At 36.1% G+C, this 12,712-nt stretch carries 8 protein-coding genes; all 8 read right to left on the bottom strand.

Features of this window, described 5'->3' with window-relative positions; translation table 11 throughout:
• Window positions 1–81: 81 nt before the first annotated feature.
• The 8 genes from DLK05_RS17955 to DLK05_RS08240 all read right to left on the bottom strand — a co-directional run bounded on the left by DLK05_RS17955 (window position 82) and on the right by DLK05_RS08240 (window position 12,689).
• The gene (locus tag DLK05_RS17955) at window positions 82–2,556 is read right to left on the bottom strand and encodes an HRDC domain-containing protein (RefSeq protein WP_127343544.1); all 2,475 of its coding nucleotides are present in this window, start codon (window positions 2,554–2,556) and stop codon (window positions 82–84) included.
• A gap of 56 nt (window positions 2,557–2,612) precedes the next feature.
• The gene (locus DLK05_RS08270) at window positions 2,613–2,924 is read right to left on the bottom strand and encodes a hypothetical protein (RefSeq protein ID WP_127343543.1); all 312 of its coding nucleotides are present in this window, start codon (window positions 2,922–2,924) and stop codon (window positions 2,613–2,615) included.
• 171 nt (window positions 2,925–3,095) lie between these two features.
• The gene (locus DLK05_RS08265; RefSeq protein WP_127343542.1) at window positions 3,096–4,331 is read right to left on the bottom strand and encodes a hypothetical protein; all 1,236 of its coding nucleotides are present in this window, start codon (window positions 4,329–4,331) and stop codon (window positions 3,096–3,098) included.
• A gap of 10 nt (window positions 4,332–4,341) precedes the next feature.
• Entirely contained in the window at window positions 4,342–5,799 is a 1,458-nt protein-coding gene (locus DLK05_RS08260; RefSeq protein WP_127343541.1) for a carbon starvation CstA family protein, read from the bottom strand.
• A gap of 232 nt (window positions 5,800–6,031) precedes the next feature.
• Complete coding sequence (locus tag DLK05_RS08255) at window positions 6,032–6,673, bottom strand: response regulator transcription factor (protein ID WP_127343540.1); 642 nt, start codon at window positions 6,671–6,673, stop codon at window positions 6,032–6,034.
• Between the two features lie 3 nt (window positions 6,674–6,676).
• Window positions 6,677–9,220 carry a sensor histidine kinase gene (locus DLK05_RS08250; RefSeq protein ID WP_127343539.1) on the bottom strand — a complete coding sequence of 848 codons (2,544 nt, stop codon included), beginning with the start codon at window positions 9,218–9,220 and terminating at the stop codon, window positions 6,677–6,679.
• 91 nt (window positions 9,221–9,311) lie between these two features.
• The gene (locus DLK05_RS08245) at window positions 9,312–9,956 is read right to left on the bottom strand and encodes a response regulator transcription factor (RefSeq protein ID WP_127343538.1); all 645 of its coding nucleotides are present in this window, start codon (window positions 9,954–9,956) and stop codon (window positions 9,312–9,314) included.
• Window positions 9,957–9,962: 6 nt separating this feature from the next.
• Window positions 9,963–12,689 carry a sensor histidine kinase gene (locus tag DLK05_RS08240; RefSeq protein ID WP_127343537.1) on the bottom strand — a complete coding sequence of 909 codons (2,727 nt, stop codon included), beginning with the start codon at window positions 12,687–12,689 and terminating at the stop codon, window positions 9,963–9,965.
• Between the last annotated feature and the right edge of the window lie 23 nt (window positions 12,690–12,712).

Genomic DNA, 12,712 nt, shown 5'->3' with positions numbered 1-12,712 from the left:
TGTTTTTTACATTACAAATGTAGTGCATAGGAGTGCTAAAAGGATAGAATTAAAGTTAATGAAACTTAAAAGTTCATCAGCTTATTTTGTATTTGCATTTTTCAGAAAAGCCTGTACAAATCTTAAATCGGAAAAACTAATCGAATCGTCCATAGTATTTTTCACATCGCGTAAAGCTTCCATGCCACTTAATTTAAATTGTGCCTTTATTTTCTCAATTTTTTTCTTGTCCACAAAATCCTCCAGCGGCAAAATGCCCAGACCTACATAATGGGACAGGTGACTGGCAATTGTAGTGTCCTTCAGATCGCGAATTGTTGCAATTTCAGCAATAGATTTTCCTTTTTTAAAAAGATCGAAACTAATTTCTCTGGTTGGGATTTTGGGTTTCTTTGGTTCCGATTTCTCATCAAGGGTGAAGTTTAGGAGTCCGAGTTTATTTTTTTGTCGATATTCCAGTACAATAGCCATAATATCCTTGCCGTATCGCTCTATTTTTTTCTTACCCATACCATGTATGTTTTTTAATTGATCTGAGGTATAGGGTAACTTATTGGCCAGTTCAACCATGCTTTTTTGCGAAGCAATATAAAAAGCAGGAACATCATTTTTTTCTGATATTTCTTTTCGCCATTTCCGCAATAAATTAAACAGTTCCGGATGTTCGATATTTTCCTCCGAAATCTCTTTTGCTTTCTTTTTACGAGCCGTAGCTTTTTGTAGAATTGCCTGTGCCCTGCTATCCAGATATTCTCCAATAACAAAACCCTTGGAACAGGCTTTTAAACAATTTAATTTGATAATTGTTTTCTCATTTAATTGTTCCAGATAGCCATTGATTGTTTTCTCTATCGCCTGATTGTCGGTATCGAAGGTGTAATCCTGCAGAATCGATAAAACATTTTCTTCCAATTTGCTGATAAAATAACTGACTGCCTTTTGAATTCTATCCTGAGCAGTTTTATTTTGTGCCAATTCCTCCTCCAAAAAACAATATTGTCTTATTTGTGGAATAAATTTTTCTCCTACTTCCAATATCTCGGTTCGTACCGAAGGAAAACAATCTTTTATCTTGTCTTTCAAGTTGCCTAATACGCTGGCTGCATTTTCTTGCAGATGTTTGTCGCAAGAGCGAAAGAATCGGAAAATTTCGTGAAAGGAAAATAACTCTTGCAGCAGTTGAAATTGATAATTTTGTTTTGCTGTTTCAAAATTCTTTTCGTTTGGCGGATTTTGTTCTACCTCCCTGGTAAATTCAGAAACCGACGATTCGCAGATGATTCCCGTTTTACTTAGGCGCGATTTTAAAACCATTCCTTCCAGTGATTTACACCGGCTTAATGCAACGTAAACCTGACCGTGGGCAAAGGCTGCATTGGCATCGATAATCGCCCGCTCGAAGGTAAGTCCCTGGCTTTTGTGAATGGTAATTGCCCAGGCAAGCTTTAGAGGAAATTGAATGAAAGAGCCAACCTCTTCCTCTTCAATCGCTTTTGTTGTTGCGTTAATCGTGTATTTGATATTTTGCCATTCTTCGGTATATACTTCAATCTCCGTTTCATCCCCATCGCATTGTACCCGTATCAAATCATCCTCAAAATCGATTACGTTTCCTATTTTTCCATTAAAATAGCGTTTCTCCTGCGAGCTGTCGTTCTTTACAAACATCACTTGTGCACCCTTTTTCAGGATAAGATTTTCAGCTGTTGGATAGGAATATTCGGGAAATTGCCCTTGTATTGTCGCCTTAAAGCTTTGTTTTTTCTCTTTAAGCTGAGCTATTTTATCCTCGTTTATTTTTTCTGCACGAGCATTGTGGGTGCTGAGGGTTATATATCCTTCCTTATCGCCGGGATTAAAATCGGGGAGATATCTTTCCTCCAACTTTTTGTAGGAAGCTTCGGAAAGCTGGTTGTTTCGTACTTCGTTTAAAATATGGATAAAATCATCATCTTTCTGGCGGTAAACATGTTTGAGTTCGATACTAACATGCTGTGATTTTTGAAAGGCAAGACTACTAAAAAAGAAGGGCGAGTTATAATGTTGTTTAAGTAAGGACCACTCCTCATTTTTCACCACAGGAGGTAATTGTTGCAAGTCGCCAATCATGAGCACCTGAACACCACCAAAGGGTTGGTTGGAATATCTGTATTTTCGAAGCACCTCATCAATTCCATCCAATAAATCAGCCCGAACCATACTAATCTCATCTATAATAAGCAGATCGAGCGATTTAATAATATTGATTTTCTCGCGACGGAATTTCCGAAAGGAAGCTTTCCCGGATGCCTTAGCATCATTTCTGCTGTCATTTAAGATCTGTCCTGGTAGAATCGGACCAAAAGGCAATTGAAAAAAGGAATGAATGGTTACTCCTCCTGCATTAATTGCTGCAACTCCGGTGGGAGCTACCACAACCATACGTTTGGGTAAGTCTGTTTTTAGTTTTCGCAGGAAAGTCGTTTTTCCTGTTCCTGCTTTTCCTGTTAAAAACAGGTTGGTATTGGTGTATCGAATATATTGGTTTGCTAAGTGGAGTTCGGAGTTCTGTTTCATCTTGTATTTTCAATAATTTTAATGTTAAAAATACAAAATATTATTTTCTTACAAATTTATGTAAGATGATTTTTTTCGAATGGAGGATTTGCTTGAATCAAATGTTCCGAAGCATCTACATATCTTGGCAAAGACCAATGCAGATAGCAAGTATAGTTTAAAAAACTGAAATGTCTTTGTATCATCTCGATACAATCGTAGATCGGATATTTCTCCCCATCTAAAGAGCGAAAATAATGACTGGTTTGATATTTAATTTGAATATGAAGTGCCTTTTGAGCTTGATTTACATCCTGAAATTCAATTGTGTCAATAAGCCATGATTTCGGTAAATTCAACGCCTGAGAAAAGATTTCTGCCTGTTTCATGTGTTATAATTTTCGTGTTAAGGCCACATGGTAGCCGCCTGAATAAACCTATACTTGGGATTGAAAGCTTTACTAACGGCTTGTTTCGTGATATATCAAATTTTAAAAATAGATCCGGGCTCCTTTTAACCCGGATCTGATTTTAAATAGAACCACTAATTATATTTTTTACTAAAAAGCATATTTAAAATGTAATAGGAATCGAGTGCTGTTTACCAAATCGGTATTAGCTACGGTACCATCTGTTTGAGTTGTTCCATAAGCAGCAGCGGTGTAAATAATTTCTCCTCCGATTTTCATCTTACCTGCTAAAAATTCAACTCTGGGAGCCACCTGATAAAGGTAATCGATATTGGATCCAAGGCTATACAGACCAACGAAACTACCATTGTTAGAAGCCAAATCATCATCAGCTCCCAGGTTTTTGCTATAACCAGCATTCAAACCATATCTAACATTTCCAGTAGTAGTGAAGATATCAGAAACTAAATTCCAGGTTTTGATATTGGTATATTCATAATCGCCATTAGCTTTTACATTCTTCACACCATATCCGCCAATCATATAGAAATCGCACATATTTTGGCCATAGATATTTTGAAGATTCCATTTGAATTTTTTACCAGTAATACCCAACCATAAATTGGTATAGTAGCTACCGATTTTCTCATCTGTTTTAACTCCAAGAGAATTTACTGTTAATGGCATTAATGTTTTGTAGCCAACAGTAAAACCGGTTGAAATAACATTCGAAAGTTTGGTATCGAATCTGGCATTGAATTCCGGTATGCTGGATTGCTGTGCGTATTTTACACTATTGCCATCAGGTCCTTTACTCTTAAAATCCATTTGAGAAAGCAAAGAAAAGCTCAACTTACTGTTTTTGAATTTGCGGGTATATCTCAATTGTGGTGCGCGATTTAGCACTCCGAAAGGAATTGCTGCACCCCAGTGCAATACACGTGGAAAAGCAGATTCTATAAATAGTGGATGCCAATATTTACCAGCTAACAATTGATCTTTTTCCCAATCTAATTTGATAAAGGCATGACGCAGGCGAAATAAACCTGTTTGATCATTAGTGGTACCCACAAAGTCACCTTCGATAACAGCAGTACCCTTTGCTCCAAATGCTTCAAATCCTGTCATTTTAGCTTGAAGTCTGGACTGAATACCAGTCATCATGAATTCAGAACGATCATTTAAATCATTTCCTTGAGCATCTAATGATTTGGCGGCAGGAAATAAAAGGATAGCTTCGTCTCTTGCTGAAACTGTTTTTCTGGTATCAAAATACGATTCAGCAACAACAAATCCATGAAGCGTTACTTTTGGTTTTTCTTGTGCTTTTGCAAGTAAACCCGAACCGATCAATACTCCAATTAGTAAAAGTTTAAAAGTTTTCATTTTTATAGATTTAGTTTTGATTATTGATGTTGTATTCTAACTTCACTTGTTTTGCATGCTTTTTACTTGCTACAAAAAGGAAGGCTCCAAGACTGGAAACTGCTGCAATAATTCCAAGAGGATAAGCAATCTGTTGAGAGATACTAAATCCTTCAGGTGCAATAAGAATATAAGTAACAACTACTGCTGTCATGAATGTAGCAGGAATGGAAATAAACCAATGGCTTCTGGCTTTAGTAACCATATACATTGCTGCAGTCCAAAGCACAACGGTTGCAAGAGTTTGATTTGCCCATCCAAAATACCTCCAGATAATTGCAAAATTCACTTGTGTTAAAAGGAATCCAACTAAGAAAAGAGGAAGGGTGATAATTAGACGTTTAGTCAAAGATTTTTGAGAAAAATTAAGAGAATCGGCAATAGTTAAACGCGCACTTCTAAAGGCAGTATCACCAGAGGTAATTGGTGCAGCTACTACTCCAAAGATTGCAAGTAAACCTCCAATTTTACCTAGTAAACTATTACAAATTATATTCACCACATAAGCTGCATTGTGTCCTGTAACAGCCATGGTATCTCCTAATTCGTGAACACCACCAAAAAATGTCATTGCTGCTGCAGCCCAAATAAGTGCTACAACTCCTTCAGCGATCATTGTGCCGTAGAATATCTTTCTTCCTTGATTTTCATTGGTCATACAACGTGCCATCAAAGGAGATTGAGTAGAGTGGAATCCGGAAATTGCTCCACAGGCAATAGTGATAAATAATAATGGATATACAGGGTATTTTCCTGGAGCAGCATGCATATTAGCAATGTTTGCTGGAATTAGTTCAGGAATACTGTATCCTCCAAATACTAACGCACCTGCAATACCAACTGCCATGATCAATAAACAAAGTCCAAAGAATGGATAGACTTTACCAATAAGTTTGTCGATAGGAATTAAGGTTGCCAGAATATAGTAAAGGAAAATAGCACCGATTAGGATGGTTACATTAAATCCTGTTAATCCGTTAAGAATGGCTGCAGGGCCTTTGATAAAAACCACACCAACCAAAACTAAAAGCACTACTGAGAATACTCTCATGAAATTTTTAAAGGCAGGTCCAAGATACTTACCAACAACTTCAGGAATACTTGCACCATCGTGACGAACAGAAAGCATACCGGAAAAATAATCGTGAACACCTCCGGCAAAAATACAACCAAAAACAATCCAAAGGAATGCTACTGGTCCCCATAAAGCTCCGGCAATGGCTCCAAAAATAGGACCTAATCCGGCAATATTTAAAAATTGAATGAGGAAGATTTTCCTCCAATTCATAGGTACAAAATCAACTCCATCTTCTAGTTCAATAGCTGGGGTTGTTCTTTCGGGATCTACTCCAAATTTGCGTTCTACAAATTTACCATACACTATGTATCCGATAATAAGAGCCGCAATACTTAAGAAAAAAGTTACCATAATTTAGTTGTTTTGTTTTGAGTAAAAATTTATCTATCAGATAATTTATATCGATACAAAACAACTGGAATCGTTTGCGGATGAAAAGGGTAATTTTGCACAATTTCACTCACAATACGCTCACATACAAATGAGTATTTTTACGTAGATTATGGGCGTAACTAATGGAAATGTAGACAGTTACACTTTATTTGGAATGTTTACAATTAAGAGGGGACTTAAAAAGTTGGGATCATATTTCGATAATATTATTTTTTACGGCATACATCACCATAGCGATGGAGTTGGAACAGTTGGTTTTGCTAAGTAAATTCGCACGATGCCGCTCCACGGTTCGGATACTAATAAAGAGTTCTTCGGCTATTTTATTATTATTATGCCCTTTGCAAATTAATTGCAACACTTCTAATTCCCGATCGGTGAACTGAATAACTTCCGAAGGGTGTTTTTGTTGTTTTCGTTTATTAAGGATTCCTACTAAAAGTTCCTGCGAGAAATAAGTTCCTCCTGCTCCGATGGTGTGCAGGGCTTTCGATAGCTCATCAACGTCGGAATTTTTCAACAAAAATCCTTTTGCACCTGCTTCTACCATCTTGTCGTAATATTGTTCTTCCCCATGCATGGATAGCACAATTATTTTTAATTCAGGAAAACGATCCAGAGCTTTAATAGTCGCTTCTATACCATCCATTTCCGGCATATTGATATCCATTAAAATAATATCAGCTGAAGTAATCTTGAGCAGTGTGAGAAATTCTTTGCCATTTTCGGCTTCGCCCACTACATTAATTCCCTCCATATCGTCTAGAAGAAAGCGAAGTCCTTTTCGGAATATTCTATGATCATCAACTATTATTATCTTATAATCTTCCATTTTTTACTTCAAATTTATATTTACAACAGTCATCATACCACCAACTTCAGGATTACTCTGAATTTTATGAGTTCCATTTAAGGATTTAATTCTACTTAGGATATTGTGCAATCCCATTCCCTTTTCTTTTTTACTGGAAATTTGATCCGGATCAAAACCAATTCCATCGTCAATATAAACCAAATTTAAGGAGTGATTTTCTAAGGAGATAGTAATTTGAATATTTTTTGCACCAGCATGTTTAATGGTGTTATTGATTAATTCACTCACCACTCTATATATAACCACTTCAACTTGTTGATTTAATCTACCTTCCAGGTTTTTTGTTTCAAAGGAAATATGAATATCGTCCGATAGATTTAATTTTTGAATAAAGGATTGAATGGCATCTTTCAGTCCAAAGTCGTTTAAAATATGGGGACTCAGATTATTCGATATTTCTTTAATATTGATTAAAGATTCATTTACTATTTCTCTTGAGGCAAGTATTATTTTCTCACTTTTTTCATTTGGATTCGCTTTGCTTAAAGCCGAAAGATACAGGTTGATACTGGAAAGCAAAGGACCAATGGAATCGTGAAGATCCGTTGCAAATCTTTTACGTTCATTTTCTTCCGCTTCAATTACTGCATTGAGAACCTTTCTTTCTGTTTCCTGACGAACGCTAATATCACTAGCTACTGCCAGAATTAATTTACTATCTGTAAGATCAATCAAGCTAAGCTGAATTTCAACAGGAAAAGTAGATTTATCTTTGCGTTTCTGAATCGAATCCAACTTTAAGGAAGGGTTCTTTTGATTTAATTTATTCCAAACATTACAAAAATGCTGCAAGTCATTAGCTTGGTCTAATTGAGAAAAATTTGAACCAATTAATTCTTTCCTGCTATATCCCAACCATTTGCAAGCCGCTGGATTCACATCTAATATTGTTCCTTTTAAATCATGAATAATAATCTCGTAGGAGGCTTGCTCAATAAGTGATCTCCAGCGTTTCTCCGAGGCGCGAATTTCAATTTCATCTTCCTTTATTTTTGCTTCGGCAAGTTTTCTTTTGGTAATATTCATGAGGGTTCCAACCAAATTTACCGCTTTGTCTTGCTCATTAAATTCCTGTATTTTAGCTCTTGCTTTTAGCCACATCCAGGTTTTATCTTTTGCTTGAATTCTAAATTCTACATTTAAGAGGTCAAGTTTTCGAGTTTCCAATTTTATTCTTTCCTCCAGATAGACTTTTAAATCATCAGGATGAATATGCCTTTCCACAAATTCTGGTTTGTTCTGAACTAAATCGGCGTGATAACCTAGTTTTTCCCATATGCTTTTACTCAGATAAGTTGAATTCTCGATGAAGTTGTGTTCCCAAACTCCATCAGAATTGGCATCCAGCATTCGTAACAATCTGTTTCTACTGGTTTTCAATTGATTATTTCTCGCAATTAGGCGATTCTCTGCCTGGCGACGTTTCACTCTGGCATAAGCAATAATAATCAGCAATAAGGCTAGAAAAGAGAAAAAGATGATCAGACTAAGCTTGTGCTTTGACAAAAAAGTAGGTGGTTGATGGAGTACAAAACTACCTTTTGGTAAATCTTCCGTTTTTATACCAAAACGTTTCATTTGATTATAATCGAACTTGAAACTATTGTAACCTGTATTTACTATCGGAATAGAATCCGGAGAAGTTCCATTAATAATTTTCACAGCTAATTCAGCAGCAAGTTGACCTTCCTTAACACCACTAGTGAGCATTCCTCCGACAATACCTTCTCCAAAATAAAATTCCCAGGCACTGTAGATAGGTAATTTTGTAGCATTACGGATAATCTCAATATTTTCCTGATAGGAGATATAGTTTCCTTCCTTATCCCGACTAAAATTGATGAGAAGAATAATGTTGGAATCATCCAGTTTTTTCACTTTCTCCACTAACTCATCAATACTTAGATTTTCCAGAAATTTTAGGTGGACATTAGTATGAAGTTCCGGCCAAAAGGATTTTATATGATTTCGATTAATGATTGCGGAAGTGGTTACGTTATCATTAATTACGATTAGATTTTTTGCTTTGGGGTGAAGGCGCAATGCCTGTTCAATGGTCTGCTTAAAATCAATATCCTCGGTAATACCGGTAACATTGGTCATTCCTTTAATTAAACTATCCTGAAATTGGTCAATAGAGCAGAATACAATAGGAATATCTTTAAAGAATTCGTCTTGATGGTCGCGAGTGAAATATAGGGCATTATTGTCGGAAGCAATTACAACATTGTATGGGATTTTTTTGTGTTTGAGACGATATAATTTCACAAATGCGTCCAGATATTCTTTGTTATATTGCCGTTTGGTATCCATATATTCAAACTGCACTTCCAGGTTATCCTCTGGCTGGAGTACTGACAAGATACCTTTGGTAATATTATCAGTCCAGTTTAGTCCCTGATGATAGGAATGCAATACCAAAATTTTTTTTCTTCGTGCATCAGTCGAAATGCTTAGAAAAAAAAGTAGTAGAGCAAGCAGCAAGCCTTTTTTGAAGGAGATCATTTTATTTTGATTGTGTTATACAAATACCTTGTTAATTAGAAATAACCCGACCGATTTATCGAACCATATCGAAATGATTTTTAAAAGACACTTATTCTATTTCTACAATTCTGTTTTTTACGGCATACATTACCAGCGAAGTAGAGTTTTTGCAAGCAGTTTTACTTAGGAGATTCGAACGATGCCGATCAACAGTTCTCTGACTTATAAATAATGCTTCTGCAATTTCGGCATTGCTGTAGCCATCGCATATTAATTTAAGCACCTCCAATTCCCGATTGGATAATTTAACGGCATTGGTATTCAGTTTTTGTTGTCTTTTCTGATCCAGAATATTAACCAGTAATTCTTGCGAAAAGTAGCTTTTCCCGGCCATTACAGCTTCCAATGCTTGTATTAGTTCATCAGCCCCTGAATTTTTGAGTAGGAAACCTTTTACACCGGCATCCAGCATCTGGTCATAATACACCTCCTCTCCATGCATGGATAGCACAATTACCTTTAAATCCGGAAACTTTTCCATGGCAATTTTGGTAGCTTCAATGCCGTTCATTTCCGGCATATTAATATCCATGAGGGCAATATCAATTGGTTCTTTCTCTGCCATCTGCAAAAATTCGCTTCCATTGGCAGCTTCCCCAATAACTTTTATATCAGGTACATTATTTAATAAAAATCGCAGACCACTACGAAACATTTTGTGGTCATCAACAATTATTACCTTATATTCTTTCATTTGATTCTAATTTAGATTTATTTCCACAACAACCATCATTCCACCTCTTTGAGGATTACTTTTAATTTTGTGGGTTCCATTCAGGGAACGGATTCTGCTCAAGACATTGTACAAACCCATTCCGGTTGAAGTACCAGCATTGATAGCATTGGTATCAAAACCAATTCCATCATCGATATAAATTAAAGAAAGCAAATTCACCTCCTTAGACAAATTAATTTCTATTATTTTGGCTTTTGCGTGCTTAATGGTATTGTTGATTAATTCAGCTACCACTCTAAAGATAACAACTTCCACCTGATGATTGATTCGTTCCTCCAGATTCTCTGCGATGAAACTGATATTAATAGCTTGAGAAAGGTTTATTTTATTAGTAAAAGAACGAATGGCTTTTTCCAGTCCGAAATCGTTAAGGATATGCGGACTTAAATTATTGGATATTTCCTTAATGCTAACAAGTGCTTCATTCACTGCATCCACCGAAGCTCTGATTATATTGTCTCTATCGCTTTCTGTGTTTACTTTGCTAAGGGTAGAAAGATATAAGTTAATACTGGATAGGAGCGGTCCGATGGAATCGTGTAAATCTTTTGCAAAGCGTTTTCTCTCACTTTCTTCGGTATTGATAACTGTATTCAGAATCTTCCGTTCGGTTTCCTGTCGTTTGCTAATATCATTTCCCACAGAAAGAATCAAATTACTATCCTGCAATTCAATCAAACTCAATCGAATTTCCACTGGAAAACTACTACCATCCTTTCTTTTTTGGGTCGATTCAAAAGAATAGGAAGGATTCGAAGTATTTAATTTTTTCCAATAGGATTGTAACTCAGAACAACGATGGCTTTGGTCAATTTCACAGTAGTTAAGGTTCAACAATTCTTCATTGGTATAGCCTAACCATTCGCAGGCTGCTGAATTGGCATCCAGAATACAACCATCGATATCATAAATTAGGATTTCATCGGAAGCTTGTTCAATGAGAGAACGCCAGCGTTTTTCGGATAGTCTAAGTTTTTTTTCTTCAATATTTATTTTTTCCTCCGCTATTTTGCGCTGTGTGATGTTAATTAGAGTACCAACAATATTCAAAGGAATTCCCTTTTCATTATAATCCAAAATTTTACCCTTCGCTTTAAACCACATCCATTCTTTTTGCCTGGTTAACATTCGAAATTCAACGATAAAAAGTTCACTTTTCCCTTGTCTGTTCAGCTTCTGTTTCTGTTTAATGGTGATCAGATCTTCGGGATGAATAAGCTTACGAAGCAGTTCTTTAGTTTTTGAAATGGTTACAGATTGATAACCCAACTTATCCCAAATAATTTTACTGATATAGATCTGTTCATTTAAAAAGTTGTATTCCCATACCCCATCGGAATTGGCATCCAGCATGCGTAAAAGTCTATCCCTACTACTTTTCAATTCCAAATTTGCTTCTTCCAGATTTTCGGTTCTTTCCTGAACCAATTCCAGTAAATTGTGTCGGTGCTGCTCTAATTCCTTGTTTTGCTTAATGATTTGATCGGTTTGCAGCTCTAATTTTTCATTCACAAAAATTAATTCTTTGGTACGCTCAGCTACCCGGCGGTCTAGTTCCGTATTGATTTTTATTAATCTTTTTTCATTTCTATCCCTCTTTATTTTCGAATATCTCAGCAAGATTGTGATCAGCACTATAAAACAAACAATAACCAATAAAGAGGTTTGGTATTGGTGTACAATAGACGGGGGACGATTGCTTATATAACTATTTTCAGGAAGTTGTTTGGGAAGGATACCAAACCGTTTCATTTGCTTATAATCAAATTTAAAGCTGTTGTAACCGGTTCTTACAATTGGGATTGTTGCGATATCTTCGTTTTTAAGAACTCGCAAGGCAATTTGAGCAGCCAAAGCACCTTGTTTAAATCCACTCGTGAGCATTCCTCCTACAATTCCTTCTCCAAAATAGAATTCCCAACTACTGTAAATGGGAAGATTGGTAGCATTACGAATAATCTCGATATTCTCCTGATACGAAATAAAATTACCTTCTTTATCACGACTAAAATTGATTAGATAAATCACACTATTAGGATCCAGCTTTTTTACACGCTTGATTAAATCTGGAATAGAAAGATTTTCAAGAAAAACCAATTTTACTTTGGTATCTATTTTTGGCCAAAGGGCTTTGATGTTGTTTCGATTAAGAATAGCCGATTTGGTTTGATTGTCGTTGATCACCACCAGCTGCTTGGCATTGGGATGAAGTCGCAAAGCAATCTCAATAGTTTTACGGGAATCAATTTCTTCAGTCACTCCTGAAACCTGATCGATTCCTTCAATTAAGTCAGGCTTAAACTGATCAATAGCACAAAAGACAATAGGAATGCCCTTAAAAAATTCTGAATAATAGTTTCGTACAAAATCCAGTGCATTATTATCGGATGCAATGATAAGATCGAATCGGTTTCGCTGATGTTTTAACGCATAAAGTTTAGCAAATTCTTTCAAGTATTCAGGTTCCGAATGACGTTTGGTATCCATGTATTCGAATGTCAGTTCTACATTAGACTCTTTTTCCAGAACAGACTGAATTCCTTTGCTAATATTGTCGGTCCAGTTCAAACCCTGGTGATACGAATGTAAAACCAACACTCTCTGCTTTCGGGCAGTAGCCTGAAAACAACAAAGAAACAGAAGAAAAAATAAGAGACTGCCTCTCCAACTTATATTACCAAATTGCCTCATACTTACATTATATTTATCGGATT

Origin of the sequence: Ancylomarina longa, assembly GCF_003996985.1 — a bacterium.
Lineage (GTDB): Bacteria > Bacteroidota > Bacteroidia > Bacteroidales > Marinifilaceae > Ancylomarina_A > Ancylomarina_A longa.
Note: the sequence above shows the minus strand (reverse complement) of the source record. Positions and strands in the feature narration are given on the sequence as shown.

What these genes read in the sequence shown, in the direction of transcription:
- DLK05_RS08260 (WP_127343541.1), bottom strand. Translation starts at nt 5,799, where the DNA reads ATGGTAACTTTTTTCTTAAGTATTGCGGCTCTTATTATCGGATACATA.
- DLK05_RS17955 (WP_127343544.1), bottom strand. Translation starts at nt 2,556, where the DNA reads ATGAAACAGAACTCCGAACTCCACTTAGCAAACCAATATATTCGATAC.
- DLK05_RS08250 (WP_127343539.1), bottom strand. Translation starts at nt 9,220, where the DNA reads ATGATCTCCTTCAAAAAAGGCTTGCTGCTTGCTCTACTACTTTTTTTT.
- DLK05_RS08245 (WP_127343538.1), bottom strand. Translation starts at nt 9,956, where the DNA reads ATGAAAGAATATAAGGTAATAATTGTTGATGACCACAAAATGTTTCGT.
- DLK05_RS08265 (WP_127343542.1), bottom strand. Translation starts at nt 4,331, where the DNA reads ATGAAAACTTTTAAACTTTTACTAATTGGAGTATTGATCGGTTCGGGT.
- DLK05_RS08255 (WP_127343540.1), bottom strand. Translation starts at nt 6,673, where the DNA reads ATGGAAGATTATAAGATAATAATAGTTGATGATCATAGAATATTCCGA.
- DLK05_RS08270 (WP_127343543.1), bottom strand. Translation starts at nt 2,924, where the DNA reads ATGAAACAGGCAGAAATCTTTTCTCAGGCGTTGAATTTACCGAAATCA.
- DLK05_RS08240 (WP_127343537.1), bottom strand. Translation starts at nt 12,689, where the DNA reads ATGAGGCAATTTGGTAATATAAGTTGGAGAGGCAGTCTCTTATTTTTT.